The sequence below is a fragment of the Mesobacterium pallidum genome (assembly GCF_019966535.1).
Lineage (GTDB): Bacteria > Pseudomonadota > Alphaproteobacteria > Rhodobacterales > Rhodobacteraceae > Mesobacterium > Mesobacterium pallidum.
The window spans coordinates 1-19,827 of sequence record NZ_JAIMID010000037.1 but is presented as its reverse complement, the minus strand read 5'-3'; the positions used below and the strand labels follow the sequence as shown (position 1 = coordinate 19,827).

Annotated in this window: 15 protein-coding genes; 11 read left to right on the top strand and 4 right to left on the bottom strand. The window is 58.3% G+C overall.

Translation table 11 applies throughout. From position 1 onward, the window contains the following. Positions 1-243: 243 nt before the first annotated feature. Positions 244-1,155 (top strand): DUF2493 domain-containing protein, encoded by a 912-nt coding sequence (locus MF270_RS27205; RefSeq protein ID WP_093455093.1) that lies wholly within the window; start codon positions 244-246, stop codon positions 1,153-1,155. A gap of 121 nt (positions 1,156-1,276) precedes the next feature. On the opposite strand, the gene MF270_RS27200 is transcribed toward MF270_RS27205, so the two are convergent. Beyond that, the gene (locus MF270_RS27200; protein WP_093455092.1) at positions 1,277-1,633 is read right to left on the bottom strand and encodes a hypothetical protein; all 357 of its coding nucleotides are present in this window, start codon (positions 1,631-1,633) and stop codon (positions 1,277-1,279) included. A 578-nt stretch (positions 1,634-2,211) separates the two neighbouring features. Here MF270_RS27200 and MF270_RS27195 point away from each other — a divergent pair. The 4 genes from MF270_RS27195 (at position 2,212) to repC (ending at position 6,801) form a co-directional block, all read left to right on the top strand. Next, positions 2,212-2,550: a DUF736 domain-containing protein gene (locus MF270_RS27195; RefSeq protein ID WP_017470241.1), complete on the top strand. Its 339-nt coding sequence runs from the start codon at positions 2,212-2,214 to the stop codon at positions 2,548-2,550. A 496-nt stretch (positions 2,551-3,046) separates the two neighbouring features. After that, positions 3,047-4,258 carry a plasmid partitioning protein RepA gene (gene repA / locus MF270_RS27190; RefSeq protein ID WP_093455149.1) on the top strand — a complete coding sequence of 404 codons (1,212 nt, stop codon included), beginning with the start codon at positions 3,047-3,049 and terminating at the stop codon, positions 4,256-4,258. A 103-nt stretch (positions 4,259-4,361) separates the two neighbouring features. Further along, positions 4,362-5,357 carry a plasmid partitioning protein RepB gene (gene repB, locus MF270_RS27185; protein WP_093455150.1) on the top strand — a complete coding sequence of 332 codons (996 nt, stop codon included), beginning with the start codon at positions 4,362-4,364 and terminating at the stop codon, positions 5,355-5,357. Positions 5,358-5,517: 160 nt separating this feature from the next. Further along, positions 5,518-6,801 (top strand): plasmid replication protein RepC, encoded by a 1,284-nt coding sequence (repC, locus tag MF270_RS27180; RefSeq protein ID WP_093455151.1) that lies wholly within the window; start codon positions 5,518-5,520, stop codon positions 6,799-6,801. A gap of 12 nt (positions 6,802-6,813) precedes the next feature. Here the strand turns inward: repC and MF270_RS27175 are convergent, their stop codons facing one another. Beyond that, positions 6,814-7,911, bottom strand: coding sequence for a tyrosine-type recombinase/integrase (locus tag MF270_RS27175; protein WP_238368765.1), 1,098 nt, complete (start codon positions 7,909-7,911; stop codon positions 6,814-6,816). Between the two features lie 125 nt (positions 7,912-8,036). On the opposite strand from MF270_RS27175, the gene MF270_RS27170 reads away from it, so the two are divergent. The 6 genes from MF270_RS27170 (at position 8,037) to MF270_RS27145 (ending at position 17,274) form a co-directional block, all read left to right on the top strand. After that, a complete protein-coding gene (locus tag MF270_RS27170; protein WP_238368763.1) occupies positions 8,037-8,921 on the top strand; it encodes a DUF1403 family protein in 885 nt (294 codons plus the stop codon). Positions 8,922-8,923: 2 nt separating this feature from the next. Then, positions 8,924-9,538 (top strand): SMC-Scp complex subunit ScpB, encoded by a 615-nt coding sequence (scpB, locus tag MF270_RS27165; protein ID WP_050523637.1) that lies wholly within the window; start codon positions 8,924-8,926, stop codon positions 9,536-9,538. Between the two features lie 327 nt (positions 9,539-9,865). Beyond that, positions 9,866-11,152, top strand: coding sequence for a Fic family protein (locus MF270_RS27160; protein WP_050523638.1), 1,287 nt, complete (start codon positions 9,866-9,868; stop codon positions 11,150-11,152). Positions 11,153-11,268: 116 nt separating this feature from the next. Then, positions 11,269-13,797: a tellurite resistance TerB family protein gene (locus tag MF270_RS27155; protein ID WP_238368762.1), complete on the top strand. Its 2,529-nt coding sequence runs from the start codon at positions 11,269-11,271 to the stop codon at positions 13,795-13,797. Next, positions 13,790-15,097 carry an ATP-binding protein gene (locus MF270_RS27150; RefSeq protein WP_238368761.1) on the top strand — a complete coding sequence of 436 codons (1,308 nt, stop codon included), beginning with the start codon at positions 13,790-13,792 and terminating at the stop codon, positions 15,095-15,097. Before MF270_RS27155 ends, MF270_RS27150 begins: the two co-directional genes overlap by 8 nt. Before the next feature lie 5 nt (positions 15,098-15,102). After that, the gene (locus tag MF270_RS27145) at positions 15,103-17,274 is read left to right on the top strand and encodes a DEAD/DEAH box helicase (RefSeq protein WP_238368760.1); all 2,172 of its coding nucleotides are present in this window, start codon (positions 15,103-15,105) and stop codon (positions 17,272-17,274) included. Positions 17,275-17,317: 43 nt separating this feature from the next. Here MF270_RS27145 and MF270_RS27140 read toward each other — a convergent pair whose 3' ends face one another. After that, complete coding sequence (locus MF270_RS27140; RefSeq protein WP_238368759.1) at positions 17,318-19,063, bottom strand: ATP-binding protein; 1,746 nt, start codon at positions 19,061-19,063, stop codon at positions 17,318-17,320. A 9-nt stretch (positions 19,064-19,072) separates the two neighbouring features. Beyond that, a partial coding sequence (locus MF270_RS27135; protein ID WP_238368758.1) for an SIR2 family protein occupies positions 19,073-19,827 on the bottom strand: 755 nt, incomplete at its 5' end.

The window sequence follows — 19,827 nt, the reverse complement described above, 5'->3', positions numbered from 1 at the left end:
TCCCGTTTGGACAAGGGGAGCGATGGACCAGCGGGTCGGGGCTGAGTGCCCCTCGCCCGGGCAGCAATGCGCCCGCTACCCGGAAAATTCCCCTCCCCTTTCAGGGCATTCCTCGCGGGACCAATTTTCCGGTCCGGGTCACATTCTCCGCTTCGCTCCGATCCTGACGGATGCGGCCCGGTCGCCGCCGGTCCTGACATCGCCCCATCCAAATCGGGTCAGATCAAACAGAGGAACCAGACAATGCCCCATCAGACAGACATCCAAGAGGAGACCGGCGTGACCTCCGCCATCCTCGACCACCTCGCACTTCACGGCGCAACACCGGGACCCGGCGAGACCGATCATCGCCCCCTGCCCCAACCCGACGAGGTCGAACTCGCCATGGCGACCCTCTTTGAGACCACCATCGGCCTCCTCACCGGCAGCCAGTTGGAGGACAATATTGAAGAGATGCTCTGGTCCCTCACCTCGATCTTCCATCGCCGGCTGACCCATATCCAGAAGCTTCTCGACGACAACGAATTCGAGGTCCGGGAAAGCCTCGCGATCCAGGACGGCTCTGAGGTCGCCTCGGTCGAGCTGGAACGCCTCCAGATGATCGGGCTGAAGCTCTGGGACCATCGCGACGCTTTCGAGCAGATGCGCGATCTGGCCGTGGACCATTTCTCGGCCGCCACCGGTTCGCCCTGGCTGCCCCGCACCGGATCCAAGGTCTCGCATCGGGGTCTGATCTCCGCCGTGGTGGACAGTCGGGCCTATCTCTCGGCCAAGCGCCGCAAGGAGACCGAGGTGCACTGCCCCGAAGGCACACGGATCGCTTTTTCGGGCGGCGACTATCAGGCCTACGACCTGATCTGGTCCGTCCTCGATGCCACCCTTGCGAAATACCCCGACATGGTGCTCTTGCACGGTGGCACGCCCAAAGGCGCCGAGATGATCGCGGCCCGCTGGGCAGATACCCGAGGTGTCACCCAGGTGGTCTTCAGGCCCGACTGGAAGAGCCACGGGAAGGCCGCCCCCTTCAAGCGCAATGACAAGATGCTGGAGACCATGCCCCAAGGGCTGATCGCCACCCCAGGTTCGGGTATCACAGAGAACATCGTCGACAAGGCCCGCAAGCTCGGGATCCGCATCAAGAGGATCGGGGCTTAGGCCCCGGTTCTACAATGACATCAGTCAGAGCGCCCAGTGCGGTTCGCACTTTGAGTTCGCGGAGGTGCGCAGTATTGCAGGATTTGGTCTGTCAGACTGCTGAGTGTGTGGATGAGTATTTCTAGTTTGTCGCTGTCGCGGGACTTCCAAAAGCCTCGTGACGCTCACGTCGTCCCGGGATCAGCGGGATGTTCGCCGAAAGGCGCCCCATTTCGGCCAGGAAACTGACCAATCCGACGATCGTCTTGAACTCGCGCAATTTGAAGACGCTGCGGCTCGTGACAAGCATCTTCGCGTCCTGGCCGTCCTTCGTCACCGCGTGCACGATCCACGCGCCATACCAACTGTTATGGCGCTTCTCGGCAGTCTGGTTGCAGATCACCTCGATGAGGTAGCCATCTGAGAGCAGATCGCGCAGGCCATCCTCGGTGACCACATTCTGTGTTGCGCCGTCCAACTGCTTATCCTCTTCACTCATCCCGACACGTGTCGGGATTGGAGCGGGCTCGGGCGTTTGCCTGATCTTCCGAGTCGCACACGTCGTTTGCTCAGTTTTGCGCTGCCATACGGGACATCTTCGAAGTTCGCAACGCGGCCGGGATTGAAGCTGTCGGGAAAAGATGTGCGCGTCCTCGCCTGGGCATTTCAACTTCTCCAGCCTGTGAGATCACTTTCTGCTCTAGGCCATTGGTAACTCGACCGAGGACCTCAAGACGGGCCGGTGTTGCGTTGCGACGGGTCGTGGTATGTATCGAAAGATCAGGTGTGACTGTGAAAGGATCGTTTCGGCGTTCTTAGTTGTCGGCAGTTCACCCACCTTCCTTCGCGGCCACCGCACTTCTCCCAATGTCTGAGTTGCATGACATGCTGGTCGCAGCTGTCGTCCCGTCCACAAAGGTTGTCGCCGATCTTTTTCCCCTGACCCTGCGGGTCTTTCCTCGCGCAGCAAAAAGACCGGCGCCTGCCCCTCTCCAGCTCACGCTTCGCCTTCGGTGTGGCCGGGCCTTGGCCAGCTGCAAAGTGACCATCATTGCAACGCAAACAAGGAGAAGAGCAATGACCACGAACTGCATCAAATTCACCAGCGCCGACATCGAAACCGCCAAGGGCGTCGGCTCCATCTCGACCCTGACCTTCGACCTCGACATCACGGTCGAACCCGTCGCGAGCACGAACCCGATGGCCCCCACGCACCGCGTCCTCGGCCGCTCCCCGCGCGGCAAGCTGGTCGAGTGCGGCGGCATCTGGAAGAAGCAGAACAAGGAGACCGGCGCCGACTACTACACGCTGACCATCCGCGACCACGGCTTCAACGCCAACCTCGGCAAGGCCGCGAACCAGGACGATCTGTCCCTGCAGGCCGTCATCCCCTGGGGCCCCAAAGACGCCGCGTGACGCAAAGAATCGGCCGGGGCAACCCAGCCGATTTCCCCCCGCGTCCCTTCGCATTGACATGCATTGCCTGCATGTTGGCGCGCACTGGTTGGTGTGCTTGGTGGAAGCAACTGAAAGCTGATCGGGCATAAGGGAGATGATGACGCAATCCGTTTCGGAGAAGACTTTTCCGTCGTCCCCCACGCACTTTAAGGCTTAGTACCTCTTGCATTTTGACAGCCGTGCAATGGAGGAAAAATAAATAATAACATAAGGTTGCGGTCGTGGTCATGTGACGCGCTAATTGGCTGGAAGTCAGAGCTTGCGACAGGTCATCCCAAGATATTGGGTAGGAGCCATCCGTGATCACTACAGTTTGTCGAGGCATCTAGGCCCGCTGGCAGATTGGGTGGGGTCGAGCCGCCGGGCGAAAATCATTGTTAAGACTCATTTTTCCGTGTAGATGACACTTTAATGAGCGAAATCGCTGAAAAAGCGATATTTAGAGGGCAGTCAGATGCGACAACGGTCTTTTGAGGCTGATACGAAGGATCAACCCTTCGACGAGATCATCCTTCAGCAGGGAGAGCTGATTTCTGACCGTCTCAACATGTTGCGACAGGAACAGTATCCTCCAGACGCCCAGAAAGGTCTACGTCAGTTCTCTCTGGCAGAGGTTGCCTACTATCTCGGCGTGACCCAATCGACGATCAAGAAGCTTCACCTCGAGGGCAAAGGCCCCGAGCCCGAAACGTCGTCTTCCGGCAGGCGCAGCTACTCGGCTGAGCAAATGCTGGAATTGAGAGCCTATCTGGACAAGCATGGCCGTCCCGGAAGGCGCCGTTATGTCCCCTATCGACAGCCTGGCGAAGAACTGCACGTTGTTTCTGTCGTAAACTTCAAAGGGGGCAGCGGAAAGACCACTACCGCAGCTCATCTCGCTCAGCATTTAGCGCTGAAGGGCCATCGTGTTCTTGCGATCGACTTGGATCCTCAAGCCTCACTAACAGCTTTGCACGGTATCCAGCCTGAGCTCGACAACGTGCCCTCGCTTTATGAGACGCTCCGGTATGACGATGAGCGCAAGCCCATCTCTGAAGTAATCCGGCCGACAAACTTCCCAAACCTAGACATCGTTCCGGCAAGCCTCGAACTTCAGGAGTACGAATACGATACGCCGGTTGCTTTGACGAGCAGCGATCCCCATGAGGGCCGCACCTTCTTCACTCGGATATCCAAGGCGCTCAGTGAAGTTGATGACCGCTATGACGTGGTCGTAATCGATTGCCCTCCTCAGCTGGGCTACCTCACGCTCACTGCTCTGACGGCTTCTTCCTCGGTAATTGTGACGGTCCATCCTCAGATGCTGGACGTCATGTCGATGAGCCAGTTTCTTTTGATGCTGGGCGGGATCATGAAGACGATCCGTGACGCCGGAGCAAACATGCGCCTGAAGTGGTTCCGCTACCTCGTAACGCGGTTTGAGCCAACAGATGGTCCTCAAAAGCAGATGGTCGGGTTCCTCCAGGCGATGTTTCCAAACCAGATGCTTTCGGCTCCTGTACTGAAATCGACGGCGATCTCCGACGCTGGGATCACCAAACAGACGCTTTACGAAGTTGAGCGCTCTCAGTTCGTTCGAACCACTTATGACCGTGCAGTGACCTCCCTGAACGACGTCAACGACGAAATCGCCGAATTGATCCACAAGGCTTGGGGGCGAGAATGACTGTGGTTTTGACAGCCGTGCAGAGCGCCAATTTTGACAGCCGTGCAACTGTCGAAATGCAGACTGCGCGCCGGTTGGATTCTAACGAAGTGGAGATGACTTGATGGCTCGCAAAGACCTCCTGAAGAGCGTCATGGCTGGTTCGCCGGAGCAGCCCAAGGATTCCGGGCGCTCCGGATACGCAATGCGCGGAGCTTCGAAGTCGATGAAGGTTTCGATTGATAGCCTTGCGGAGAACTCGAAGCGTCTCCTTGAAGGCGAAACAATAGTCGAGATTGATCCGCAATTGATCGATGTGTCATTCGTTTCGGATCGGCTTAGTGATGACGATGTTGCTTTCAACGAACTGAAAGCATCGATCGCGGCCGGTCGCCAGGACACACCGGTTTTACTTCGACCGCATCCAGAAGCAGATGGTCGTTACATGATCGTCTTCGGGCATCGCCGTGTGCGAGTTGCATCGGCGCTCGGCCGTAAGGTTCGCGCAGTTGTAAAGCCGATGGACGACGTGGCCCACATTCTTGCTCAAGGGCAGGAGAACACTGCGCGCGCAGATCTCTCATTTATTGAGAAGGCCCTATTTGCGAAGAGCCTTTTGGATATGGGGCAAGCAAAGGACGTGATCCAGTCCGCCCTGACCATTGACGGTACTTTGCTTTCGCGCATGCTGTCAGTGGCGCAGAACGTCCCGCGGCACGTCATCGAACAGATTGGCCCAGCCAAGCAGATCGGGCGCGATCGTTGGGAGGATTTCAAGAAGTTGGCCTCGGAGCCCAAGAATGAGAAGATCCTCAAAGGAGCTTTGGAGTTCGACGGTTTTCAGGGTCTCGACAGCGATGCACGCTTCGAGTTCCTGCACAGCAAGCTAGCAGAAGCGGGCAGGGCGCCGAAAAGCCGAAAAGCGCGTGCCGCGCCCAAGAAACGTACTTGGACCGCCGGCAAAGGCCGCATCAAAGGCGTCATCGGCCGATCCGGAAAGGCATTCAGCATTTCACTCACGGCGCAAGACTCGACCGAGTTCGGGGATTTTCTCTCGGGCCGGCTTGATCAGCTGTACAGTGAATTCCTCGCGACGAAAGAGGAGCAGTCAGAACAATGATCTAGGCAAAAGAAAAGCCCCCAAGCAGCGTGGCCTGAGAGCTAATCTGAAAAGTTTGGTCGCTTAGAAGATATCTCTCCCGCGAATCACTGTCAACAAGAACGCCACTTCGGCGAACGGCTTTCTTTTGCCTCCACATAACTGGAGGTGAGAAACAGGCATGAAACATACAGGTTGGCGCAAGCCGACACCGGGTCTTGGCATTGCAGAGCAGCTTGCCCAAGCCGGTGAACAGTTAGCTGTACCCAAGACGCGGGCCTTCGTGGCCGTAAAGCGGGTCGGTGCATACATTGGCCTCAAGGCCGGAGACATGATGCTCCTCGACACGCTCGGGGCCTTTACTCAGGCCCAGGACTGGGAGGAGGGGCAGCGCCCGATCGTCTGGGCATCAAACGCCTATCTGATGGAGCAGACGGGCTTCTCGCTCTCGGCTCTCAAACGCCATGCGCGACGGCTGGCCGAGATCGGCGTGATCTCCTTCCAGGACAGCCCGAACGGCAAGCGGTGGGGGCGCAGGGACGCCGATGGGCGCATTATCGAGGCCTACGGCTTCGATCTGTCGCCGCTGTCGGCCCGTGTCGAGGAGTTCGAGGAGTTGCATGCCGATTTACAGGCCGAACGTGAGCTCTGTCAGCGCCTGAAGCGCCAGATCACGGTGGCACGACGGATGATCAGGGCGCGGATCGAGGCTGCCGTCAGCAACGCGCTGCGCGGGCCCTGGGCGCAGTTCACGGGGCTCTTCGAAGAGCTTTTGGACCGGCTTCCGCGCCGCCACGAAGCTTCCGAACAGCTTGTCCGGCTCTTGACCTGGTTCAAAGAGCTTCAGGAGCGTGTCGAGGCAGCTTACCTTAAGGCAACTGAGGCTGTCCAACCTGTGGAAAACACGCCTGCAACCAAGGCACAAGTCTTCGAAAAGACTCAAAAAATGAACCCCAGGGAGGTCATTTCTGACCCCCATATACTAATTACAACCCAACTAAATCCTGTAACCTGTAATCGCTCAGAAACTGAGCAAGCGGCGGGCGTGGTGCCAAATGCGCCACCGGAAGAGCAGGTTGATAGGGAGTTGGAAGAGTGGGTTGCTGAGACCCGCAAAAAACGTGGAGCAGCGCTTGATTTGCCGACTGTGATGCAGGCTTGTCCCGAATTCGCGTCCTGGGCGCGCAATATGGGCGGGTATCTCAAAGATTGGGGCGATCTGCACCGGGTTGCTGGCCAGTTGAGGCCAATGATTGGCGTCTCGGAGCATGCCTGGAACCTCGCGCAGGTTCGTCTTGGGCCTCAAATTGCAACCGCCGCGCTGGTTCTGACCTTCGATAAGCATTGCGCCGGCGAAGTCGCGTCTCCGGGCGGCTATCTCCGTGGTATTGTCCAGAAGGCCGGGGCAGGGGAGTTGCACCTCGAGCGTAGCTTCTACGGTAGGCTCAGCGGGCAGGCGGCGTAATGGGGCAGCGGATCAAAGCCCCGCGGCCTTGGTCAGGTTCACCCGGAATCTGTCGCGACGGCGTTGATACCGGCGGGTCATCTCGGCCGATGCGTGTCCGAGCTGCTTCTGGACATAGCGTTCGTCGACTTCCGCGCTGCTGGCGAGACCGGCGCGCAAGGAATGGCCTGAAAACAGCGCTAAGCGGTCTTTTTCCGGCAGCTCGGCGCGAATGCCGGATTTCAGGACGGTGGATTTGATGAGGCGGGCGACATGCTTGTCGTTGAGGCGTTTTTCCAAGGCCTTCTTTCCGTCGCGGGATGTGCGGACGAAGACCGGTCCGAAGTCGATCTTCGCGAAATGCAGCCATTGTTCCAGCGCATGAACGGGGCAGGTTTGGTTCGAAGAACCGCGGCCAATCTCCACCTCGCGCCAACCGGCTTTGGCATTCAGAGTCAGCACAGCACCGTCACCGAGGATCTCGATCCAACCGCCTGAATCATGCGTATCGTCTTTACCGACATCGAGGCTGATGATTTCAGAACGGCGCAACCCGCCAGCATATCCCAAGAGCAGGATGGCTCGGTCACGCAGGCCGCGCAGGTCGTAGGGCAGGGTGGCCACCATTGCGAGGATGTCTTCCGGCAGGATCGCTTCTTTCTGTACCGGTGGCCGCGCATGTTTGCGCTTGATGCCGGCCAGGACGGTGGCGATGTGGCGATCCTTGCGGTCCAGCGCGAACCCACGTTGCGCGTAGTTCCAGGCAAGCCCAGAAAGGCGGCGATCTAAGGTGCTCACCGAGAGGGCAGGGGACCCATTGGTCGGCGCGGCCAGGTCCGTCAGATAGAGACCAATCATCTCTGGAGACGGGGGTAGGGGCTCCGCGCCTTTCAATCTGCACCAACGCGCAAAGTGCTTCCAGTCGGCGGCGTAGGCCTTCTTGGTGTTTTCGGCGGTCGAGGCCTTGGCGTAATCACGTGCGTTCTCGGCCAGTCGATCCAGCGTACCTGAGCCGGCCACATGGGAGGGCAGGGTCAGAGCCTCGCTGGATGTCGGGTCTCTCGCGTCGTCTTCGTTGATGGAAGACCCGATTGGTGCGTCTGAGATCGATTTCTCATTCATTTTTGACATGTCGCTGAGCATATCTTTTGAGGTCCGATAATGCAAACTTATTGGACATGACTGTAAACCACAAGGCGGGGCGGTTTTTACGCTATTTTCTGGCAGAAAGCGCCGCACAGGTGTAGGCTCTGGGCATGACATTTGCCCGACCGGATCACGCCAGCGACTTAGGCACCTTACCCAGGATACCCGGCTGGGTCACCTCGGCGCGGGCCGAAGCCCTTGAAGATGTGGCGTTTTTGTCGGGCGCGGCGCTGAACCACCTGCATTTTGTGTTGGGACGCGAGGAAGTCCCCCAAGCCTTGTTGCGAGAGCGACTGGCGCTGCGCGCGGCTGAGGCTTGTGTTGCGTTTTCCGGTCGTCCCGAGCGGGCAGGGGAGCTGCGTGACGTTGTGCACCTTCTGTGCCCCGGCGACCTGCCCGGACCGGCCGGCGAAACCTGCCTGGCCTGGCGGCGCGCGGTGGAGCGGCCGATGTCGATCAAAGCTCTGGGCCGGGCGTTGCCGACCCTCGAGCCGGGCCCGATCGCAACCTGGCTCGACGCGGGGAAAGGCGGGCCGGTGACCCGTGCCGCAATGGTGCTGGAGGCGGTGCTGCGCGAGGCGCCGCACGCAGACGTAGCAGGGCTGATCCTCGCGGATGCGGCCCTCGCGCAGGCGCTTGGTTGGGACCGTCTCGTGCCGCTGCTGGCCCCGGGCCTGAAGCGCGCCGACCTGCGCAAGCAAGGCGATGACCTTTGCTTGGCCTGTCATCGGGCGCTCATCTTTGCGGCGGTCGAGGCCGTGCGCCTTGCCGCCGATCTCGCGCGGCGGGCGGCGCATCTGAACGCCGTCGCGCCGAAGCTTCGGGCCAAGGGCGCTGGCGAGGCCGTCGAGATGTTCCTGACCCGCGACGCTGTCGCACCGTCGACTTTACCTTTGCCGGATCGCGCCGCGCGGCGGCTCTGCGACCGGCTGGTCGATCTTGGCGCGGTCCGCGAGCTGACCGGGCGCGACACGTTCCGGCTCTACGGGGTGTAGGGATGGCGAAGGATCGTTCCGACCTCGATCTTGACCGCGAACTCGCCGACCTGCCGCCGGAGCTGCGCTGGCGCGAATGGATGCGGCGGATCGAGGCGGTGCTCTTTGCCTCTGCCTCGCCGGTCCCGCGCGAGGATCTGGCCCGAGTGGTGGGGCAGGGGGCCACGGTCGATCTGCTGGTCGAGGATCTGGCCGCCGATCTGGAGGGGCGGGCGTTCGAGATCGCCCAAGTCGCCGGCGGCTGGATGTTTCGGACGCGAGCCGCCTATGCGCCCGCGATCCGCGCGGCTGCGGATGTCGGGGATCAGTTGCTGGACCTGAGCGAATTCGACATCGCGGTCCTGGCGGCCGTCGCCTATCACCAGCCGATCACCCGCGATGGCCTCAAAGACATCTTCGGCAAGGAAATCAGCCGCGAACTGATCGGGCGGCTGCATGCGCGTGGCCTGATCGGGACCGGGCCAAGGTCGCCTCGGCGCGGGGCGCCCTATACATTCGTGACGACCGAGCAGTTCCTTGTCGCGTTCGGGTTGGATAGCCTCCGCGATCTTCCCGATCGGGAGCAGCTGGTGGATGCCGGGGTTGTGGGCGAAGCACCACAAGTCGATTTCGGATAGCGAGTTGCCGATCTTGTTGGGCGCTAAGGATCTGAGAGAGCACTGTTTTACCTCACCATGGTTTCGAATCTTGCCGATCTCCGTTGCCGATGCTTGGCGCAAACTCGGTCGTTCTGGTTATCGTTTCATCTGCAGCGCAACGATTCATGTGGGGCGCCAGAAATATTCACAATTTCAAGGTGATAATCGTTTCGTGCTTTTGACGAAGTTGGCTTTTGCTTCCTGACGCCTGAATCGTTGCAAAATCCGCGCAACGAAAACTTGCGCCTGGGAAAAGTGTAGGTGTATCAATATCCTAATCGTTTCACGCTTGCAGGATATCGTTTCATGGCCCTGTCGGATCAAGACATTCTCGACTTTGTCGGTGAGAACCCGGGTGCTGGACGCGATGCCATCCGGAAGGGCATTGCAAGGGATGTGAGCGAAACCACCGTATGGCGTCTCTTGAAGCGCATGGTGGATGAGGGGCGCCTCGAAGTATCCGGCAAGGGCAGGGCGACAGGATACAGAATTGCCGGGGGCGCGGTCGTCCGGGCGCATTTGTCGACGCCATATAACCGGCGAGCGCCGGTATCCTATCGACCGGAGTTTCTCGACGCCTACGTCCCAGAAAAGACCTGGTACCTGTCTGCACCAGACCGCGAAAGACTGTTGGAGGCCGGCCGTCCGCAGGGCGGCGCAATTCCTGCCGGAACATACGCGCGCCGGATCCTTGAACAGCTTCTGGTTGATCTTAGCTGGGCATCATCCAGGATGGAGGGCAACACCTACGATATTCTGCAGACCGAGCGACTGATCAGGTTTGGCGAAGAAGCTGCGGGAAAGGATCGAAAAGAAGCCCTGATGATCCTCAACCATAAGGAAGCCATCCAGTATGTCGTCGACAATCTCGATGAGATAGGGCTTCGGCGTCCCGATCTGTTCGCGATTCATGCGCTGCTCTCAGACGGACTCCTGGCGGATCCGGCAATGTCGGGCCGATTGCGAGCGATGCCGGTCGGGATCTCGCACTCGAGCTATCGACCGCTCGACGATGCGGTCACGATCGCAGAGGAGTTCGACATCCTGCTCCACAAGGCTGCGCAGATCACCGATCCGTTCGAGCAGTCCTTTTTCCTCTTGGTGCACATTCCGTACCTCCAGGCCTTTGCCGACGTTAACAAGCGAACTTCGCGCGTGGCCTCGAACATCCCACTTCTAAAGTCGGATCTTGCGCCGATGTCGTTCACGACGATGGACGACAGCGACTATATCGATGGGCTCATCGGGGTTTATGAATTGAACAATGTCGCGCTGCTGCGTGAGGTCTACATGGACGCGTACTTGGCGTCTGCGGAGAAATACCGAATTCTTCGCGCTGAGGTGGAGAGCCCGGAAAAGGCTGCGCTTGCATATCGGGAATTCGTTCGCGCTGCGGTCCGGCGTTGCGTTCTCGAATTCAAGGAGTTCCGAAACGATGCGGTTGATGAGATGGCTTTGGCTGCTGGCGTGCCCGATGCTGATCGAGCGGATGTTGTCGCTTACGTTCGTGAGCAGATCGCTGGGCTCCATGAAGGCAACGTAATCCGCTATCGGCTGAAACCAGACGACCTGAAAGGAGTGAACCTGCGCTAGATCGTTGATCGAACCGGACCGAAGAACGTCTACGCATCAAAAGCGCATTCAATCATTGCGATAGTCGTTGCAATGATGGGCATCCAAAATAGTGTGGTTCGGAGAGGGTTCCGATAATGTCTTCAATACTCAAGTTTTTCCGAATTACATTCTTTCTCGCCCTGAATTTTTTCTTATGCATGGTCGTGGTGACCATAATGCTTCAGGGTTGGCCGGTTGGTGGCCAGATGCTGTTTGCATTTGGTGTTCCCGTCATTCTGGTCTGGTGGCAAGAAAAACGGAGATCGCGGAAAGTCGCTGCAAAGGCGCAAGCTGAGGGGAGTTCCGAAACCCACTCCCCCCGACCTGAGCCGGTGCCGCGCCCAAGTGCCTACGACAAGCTTATCGAGCGTGAGCGCGAACGAACTCGCGAAGCCAATGCGTCTCAAGCACCGGCTGCCGTGCAGGCCTACTCTCCACCAAAGCAGGACTACGCTGAAATCGTTCGGGCTGGAAAGTCTGCGGCGCCGGCACTTGCCGCGGCCGCTGAACGAAATCAGCCTTCGCGAATGGCATCGAGCGTATCGTCCCGACCAACGAAAAGCGGGTGGGTCCCGTCTAGCGAAACAGCTAGCGTGGCCGGCCGCAACATCGGCGGGATGGTCTATGTCGGCACGCCCCCCTTGCTGAACACCTACGGGTATCGTGACAAATGCCGAGCCTATATCGATCCGTCCCTGTCGGTCGCGCGCTCTGGAGCCGACAAAGCTGGAGAAGGTATGCCCTACTGGCCTGGGTACTCGGATATCTCACCTCAGTGCCGGGCGACCTACCTCGACTGGCTGGCCAGCGGGCGAAACGATGCCTCCTACAACCCCGGCTACATGTTCCTGTACTTCTACGGGCTAGAGCGTCGCTTCTTCGTTGATCAGTCCAATGAAGACGCAAAGGATATCGTCCAGGAAGTTCGGCGGCTGCAGTCACTTTACCCTGACAACCACTCCGTCAGGCGCTATTTGGGTGAGTTCCTCGACATAGCGATGCTTGCCGAAACCGACCTCGACGCGATCGATCCGATTTTTGAGAAGCAGGGCTGGGAACTTCCGTTCTCACTCAAATACGCAATCGGAGCTCGGATCGACAAAGGCGAGAACCTGACAGCTGACTGGTTGCTGAGTTGGCTCATCTGCCATCCGGAAACAAATCTGAGAACTCCCGCGACGCGATGCCGTGACGAGTTCGTCGCTCTTTTCCGTATGCGGTTTGATCGGCGTTTCCCTGATGGGCTCAAAGTGACCAAACCCCGGAAATCACTCACGGCTTCTTATAGGGCCGCCTCGAGCGAGTTTCAGGGGTCTGCCAACCCAACCGTTGATGGCAAGCCGGTCCCGGATATTTCCGGTCTGCGCAAACCGGTCGAGATTGCCCAGGAGTTGGCTGACGAGGTGATGAACGACCTCGACAAGCTCAGTCGCTTCCTGGGCCGAAACCCTGATGGCCGCGGAAGCGTGGAAGCGCATGCCCTATTGCCCTCTGAACTGTGGGATGCCTTCCCATCGGAGGAAATGAACCGCTTGAAATCTTGGGCTGCCGATATCGTCGATCGGGGGGGATTGGTGCCGCTTGAAGAGGTGATCGGACGTCTGGAGGGAGAAACGGACGAGAATATCGGGAAACGGCAAATGACAGGAGCGGCCGACGCGCTCGCGCGCCTCGGTTTCGGTCTGGCGCCCGACCCTCGGTTTGCGCTCCGGTCGCCCAAGGCGGAAGAGCCTGTTGTGCTGTTTCGTCTGGGCGAGCCTATCGAGCGACTGGAGGACGTTTCCGACAGCTATCGAAGCGCCTTAATCGAATTGGCACTTGGGTCGTTCGTTGCTCATGCGGATGGTCGCATCGCGGAGCCTGAACGCAGGGCGTTGGAAGAGCAAGTTGCTGCCGCGGCCCTCAGCGATCAGGAACGCCGCAGGCTGCGTGCAAACCTTGAATGGTTTCTGGCCGTGCCACCGGACATGACGCTTCTGCGGCGCAAATTGAAGGAGGTGGGCCAAGACAGCCAAGCCGCTATGCGGGCAGCGCTGGTCGGTGCAGCACATGCCGATGGCATTATTCACTCCGACGAAGTCGCAAGCATCGAGAAGATCTACAAGGCCTTGGGCCTTGATCCTGCGCTGGCCTACTCGGACCTGCATGCTGGCGAAGTTGCGGATGGTCCACGCACCGTTCGTGCCTCGCAACCGGGTCGCCTGGGCGAAGCTATACCCGCGCTTGAAAAAGCCAGCGGACCGAAACTCGACGCTTCGCGGATCGCGGCAATCCGTTCGGACACCGAGCGCGTGTCGTCCGTCCTCGGTCAGATTTTCGATGTTGAAGAGGAAGAAAGTGGTGCCTCCGGGCCTGCCAGCCAAAGCCAGCTGGCAGGGCTTGACCCGAAACACGGCGCCCTTGTTCTCGAACTAATTACTCGGGAGCATTGGTCTGAGACCGAGTTCGAGACGATCTGCGCCTCGCATGGCTTAATGGCGTCCGGGGCTTTGGAAGCAGTGAATGAATGGGCTTTTGAGACCTACGATGAAGCGCTTCTCGACGAGTATGATGGATATGACGTGTCTCTGGAGATTGCGGAGGCGGTAAGAGAAAAGATGAGTGCGGAGGGCAGGGATGTCTAAGTTGAAACCACGTGAACGCGATGCAATCGTACAGGCGCTTCGGGCCGGGGTCGTGCCCAAGCTCGGTTTACGCCATATTCAGGTTGGCCGCGTCCGAGAGATTGAAGAGCTCGTCAAGGACATGGACCGGATATCCGATGGCGGATCGGCGATCCGGTTCATCATCGGGGAATACGGATCGGGCAAGACGTTCTTCATGAACCTGATCCGCCTCGTGGCTCTGGAGAAAGGCTTGGTCGTGATGTTCGCGGATTTAGCGCCAGATCGGCGCATTCACGCGACCGGCGGACAAGCTCGCGGGCTGTATGCCGAGATGGCCCGAAACCTCTCGACGCGGACAAAACCCGATGGCGGGGCATTGGCCAACGTGGTGGAACGGTTTGTCAGCCAGGCTCACCGAGATGCTGAAGAACGGGATTTGCCCACGGGGATCGTCATTCGTGAACGCCTTGGCCACTTCGAAGAACTCACCGGAGGGTTTGAGTTCGCCGAAGTCATCCGTCGATATTGGGAAGGCCATGAAACAGGCGACGACGAGCTGAAATCCGCAGCCCTGAGATGGCTGCGCGGTGAATTCGCGACACGTACCGACGCGCGCAAGGCGCTTGGCGTGCGAACGATCATCGACGATGCCAGTGTCTACGACCATCTGAAGCTGATGTCGGCATTCGTGTGTGAAGCCGGTTACAAAGGCCTGCTCGTCGGCCTCGACGAGATGGTGAACCTCTACAAGCTCACATCGTCGCAGGCCCGCAATGCAAACTACGAACAGATCCTACGGATCCTGAATGATGTGCTGCAGGGCAGTGCCGAGAACCTCGGATTTCTGATGGGCGGGACCCCGGAGTTTCTGATGAACACCCGTCGAGGGCTCTACAGCTACGAAGCCCTTCAATCGCGTTTGGCCGAGAACACCTTCGCGCGAGACGGATTGGTCGACCTTTCAGGACCCGTTGTCCGGCTGGCCAGCCTGACCCCTGAAGATCTCTTCGTTCTTCTGGCCAATGTCCGGCGGATCATGCAGGACGATGCCGGTGCTCTGCCGGACGACGCGCTCGAAGCCTTTATGGCGCATTGCTCGGACCGGATCGGTGAAGCTTACTTCCGCACCCCGCGCAATACGGTGACGGCATTCGTGAACCTGCTTTCCGTGCTTGAGCAAAACCCCGGTGTCGAGTGGAGCGATCTGATCGAAAAGATCGAGGTGTCCGAAGACCTCGGCGAAGACATGACGGAGTTAGACGAGGCGACTGGCACCCAAGACCCCAGTGACGATGACCTGATCAGCTTCAAGCTCTGACGCCGATGAGCAGTGCGTTCGACAAACTGGCGAGGCCTGTGCAGAAATGGATACGCCAGAAAGGATGGCGCGAACTTCGCGACATCCAGGCGCGATCCATCCGGACGATCTACGAGACCAACGCCGATTTAATCGTTGCGGCGTCCACGGCGGGCGGAAAGACCGAGGCGGCGTTCCTGCCGTTGATTTCACAGGTGCTTGACGAGTCGTCGGGCGGCACCGGTTTCGACCTGCTCTACATCGGTCCGCTGAAAGCCTTGATCACGGACCAGGCCATGCGGCTGGAGGGCGTCTGCCAGGAAGCAGAGCTTCCGGTTGTTCCCTGGCACGGGGATGTCTCGCAATCGATCAAGACGCGCGCGTTGAAATCTCCAAAAGGGATCCTGCTGATAACCCCAGAGTCCCTTGAAGCGCTTTTCATTCGTCGCGGTTTGGAAATTGCCCGCCTATTTGGGGCCACGCGGGCGGTCGTGATCGACGAACTGCATACGGTTCTGGATAGCGAACGCGGTGTCCAGCTTCGTTCACTGCTCACAAGGCTCGAGCTCGCGATAAAGCGCCCAATCCGTCGGATAGGTCTGTCAGCTACGCTAGGCGACATGGACCTCGCCAAGGCCTATCTTCGCCCTGACGCAGCAAGCTCTGTCCAGCTGATCGAAGCAGATGGCGGCGAGGCAGAATTGAAGCTTCAGCTTCGCGGCTATCTCTCAGGCGATGAGGATGAAAACAGCCCATCCGCAACGGACGCGATAGCAGCCCATCTGTTCAAACACCTTCGAGGCAGTGACAACCTGGTCTTCGCCGGAGCGCGCCAACGGGTCGAGATTTACGCAGATCGGTTGCGGGAGCTTTGCGAACGGGAGCACCTGCCACAGGAATTCTATCCCCACCACGCGAGCCTATCCCGAGAACACCGTGACTTCGTAGAACGGCGCTTAAAGGATCCTGCCAAACCGACGACCGCCGTTTGCACGTCGACGCTCGAGCTTGGAATCGACATCGGTGACGTGACTTGTGTGGCTCAAATTGGCGCGCCATTCAGCGTCGCGGCGTTGCGACAACGGCTTGGCCGGTCAGGCCGGCGTGAAGGACAACCGGCCATTCTCAGGCAGTACGCTGTCGAAGCCAAGTTGACGCCGGAGAGTAGCTTCGTGGATCGTCTTCGCCTCGGCCTGATCAGGTCCATCGCGATGATAGACCTGCTGCTGGAAGGTTGGTGCGAACCACCAAAACCACAAGCCCTTCACCTTTCGACGCTCGTCCATCAGATACTATCAGTTATTGCGCAGCGCGGCGGTGCGTCTGCAAGCGCGGTCTACAACGTCCTTTGCCGCGAAGGCCCTTTTCGAAAGGTCACAACCGATATATTCGCAGATGTATTGCGTGCGATCGGCCACCCAGAAACCGGCTTGATCGAACAGGCCGGCAGCGGGCTGCTACTTTTAGGACCCGCGGGCGAAAAGCTGGTTGAGCATTACAGCTTCTATGCGGTGTTCCAGACGCCTGAGGAGTTCCGGTTGGTCGCAGAGGGGCGGGATCTTGGAACCTTGCCAATCGACAATGTTCTTGCTCCTGGGATGCTGCTCATTTTTTCTGGACGGCGTTGGGTAGTTCAAGAAATCCATGATCGTGAAAAGGTCATCGTCGTCAAACCCGCGAAGGCTGGTGTGCCGCCCGTCTTCGGCGGCGATGCGGGGGACATTCATGACAAAGTGATCGACCGAATGTTCGCCGTGCTCGAGGGGGATTCCAGTCCGGCCTATATGGACAATGTTTCCTTGAAGATGCTGGAGGAAGCGCGTGCGCAATATCAACTGCTAGGGTTTCGGACCGAGAATATCCACTCTCTTGGTGAGCATACATCGATTATCGCATCGCGGGTCGGAACGGTGAAGACGTCGACTCTCGCGCTAGCACTGAGAAGCGAGGGGTTTTCGGTCGAACTGCATGACGGGTTTCTGATGGTGGAGGCCGGGGACGAAACCCCCGATCTTCAAACGGTACTAGCGCACATTCGATCTGGCGAACCTGTCGATCTGTTCGCTGGAGCTGGGAATTTAATGTCGGAGAAGTTTCATCCTTACCTGTCGCAGCCCCTCTTGGAGTTGGATGCAATTTCTTCCAAGCTTGCGCCCGATACTCTTACCGCGATGGTCGGTAGAATCGTCCCAGCATAATATGTGCGGCAATACTCGTTGACTGTTTTCATCGCTCCTAGGGCTAGTGATTGCTTTGTCTCCGCCAAGAAAGGACGGCATCTTCCGTTCCCGCAACTGGTGCCGCGTCACTCCAACGATCCCAGAAATTGACTGTCGCGCTATTGGGCTTGAAGCGCGGCTCGGACACCACAACTCGCGTCGGAAGCAAGCTCGCATCGCCGACCACCAATGCCTCACCGATGTCGAGGACCGGTAGAAGATCACCAAACCCGCCGAGGCTGTCAGGCAGCAACCGTTTGATCACGGATTGATCGTCGCCGTTGGTCAGCCGCATCGCAATGACATTGTTGCACTGGCTCAGAACGGTGCGGTTCACTTCGGATGGTCTTTGGCTGATAACCACTAGTCCAACACCGTATTTCCTGCCTTCTTTGGCGATCCTCTCGAAAATCCCGACAGAGATCTCATCGGCTGACTCTGACGATGCACGCTCCGGGATATACAGATGTGCCTCATCGCAGAACAATGCGATGGGATGACGGTTGTCTGGTGGCGTCCACTGGCTGACTGTGAATATCAGCCGAGCAATCAAGCTGACCATGAGCGGCAGGATGTCGGACGGCACTTCCGAGAAATTGATGATCTTGATCCCACCCTTGCCATCAGCTTGCGATCCGCGCCCGCCTATCAGGAAATGCGTTACCTCCGACAGCCAGGCCATATCCATACAGGCTGCTGGCGGCTGAAATATGAACCCAAGCCTGCGATCATTTCGTTTGGCTTCAAATCGCGCGATTAAGCGGCTGAGCTTGTCGAAGTATGGTCCTTGCTTATCCTTGTTGTTAGCGCCCGGAACCATTTGTTCGTTCAAGTCAGATAGTTGCTTGTGGACACTGTCGATATCGAAAGGCACGGGGCTATCGATAGTGAAATTTGCAAGAATGTCGGCGTGTTTTCCCGGATCAAGCATTGCGCGCTTCGCATCGGTGATACAGCGCGTCATGAGCATGGCTTGGTTCGGAGCGTTCTGATCGGACCGATCTACAAACAAAGCGACCAATGCCTCATAGCCGAGAAGCCAGAACGGTAGATGTAGAACACCGTCGGCCAGTCGGCGATCGTGTCCAATGTCCCCCGGCCCAGCGATGCGTAGATGCCGAAACTCGTCGCTATCGAGGGTCTGGTACTCACCATGGATATCGAACAAGATTACGTTGGCTTGTGGAAGACCGGCAATCTGGTCTAGGAGCCGCGCAGTTGTGTACGATTTGCCGCTGCCAGTGCTACCGACCACGATGGCATGACGTTGGAACAGACGGTTGCCGTTCAAGAAGGCCCGCGCGTCCTCGTCCAAAGCATAGCGACCAAGATCAAGCTGCGGGCCGTCGCCGGAAACCTGCGAAATGACCTGCATGAAGTCTGTCAGGCGCTGACCTTCCAAGGAAAAGCAATCCGCATCGATTTCGGGCACAGTCTCTAGGGTGCGCTTAAAGACGTTCTCTTTCAGCCCCTCCTTGTCTACGAGTGTTCCAATCAGAGCGACCCGAACGAGGTTGTTTTCGGGGAGCGCGGCTTCCGGATCCTCCTCAGCCCCGTCTATTGCAGTTTCGTCACCTGCTTTGCGTGTGATGCGCGAAACTATCCCGATTAAGTGCTGCCCGGCTTTCGAGCTTCTGATCGCGGTCAACCGATTGACCTGAATCCGTTTGAGGCGTTCAAGTTCATCGACTCGCACCGTCACAGTGGCAGTATCGACGGCAATAATTTTGCCGAGACTTTCATCATCGTTGAAATCAAGTATGCCCAACTCTTCCTCCTAAAACCCAATCAATTCGTTCAATGCAGGCAACTCCCAATATTTGCCCCCGGTAACAACAATACCGTCTGGGCTGTCACGGTTGTAAACCATCGTCCCCTCATCGTGGTTCTCGAGCGCGAGGTAGTGACGCCCGGCGTTGTTCTTGAGAAAATCCTTGGCTTCGGGCGTTAAGGTGCGCGCTGCGACAAGGATGGGAACGTCATGCACACGACAACGCGTCATCAGCTTCGGATGGATATGGCCGTCGCGGAACCCGTATCCTATGCAAATGAATGCGGTCGCGGCACTCAACACACGATCGGCACCCTGTATCGCGCTCCGAAAGGGCTCGTCGTGCGTCCGCTGATATTTGCTTACACCTGGCGTGACGATCAACGGAACCAAACCATCGGGCAACTCGCTCGTCATCGGTAGCGACATCACACCCCCATGCGGGTCTGAAAACCAATCAAGAGACCCGTGGACTTTCCAGACTGTGACCGTCCGCGCCAAATTGGCCCCTTGTTTGAAAATCAGATTCTCCGCCCCATCGGCCCGTCGCAGATAGCCCGGAAGGAAACCCGTGTTGTGGATGTAGCCGCCTGAATCGGCTGCATACTCTGCAACGCGGTCGTAGTTTGTTGTTACGACATGGATATTGCGGTTTGTACTTTGGAATAAACCTGTGAATAGGGTGTGAATAGCCCCATGGTTCGTGGACGCCTTCTTCCCTAATTTTTGAGGCAAGGAGGCCACGATGGGCAAAGGCAACT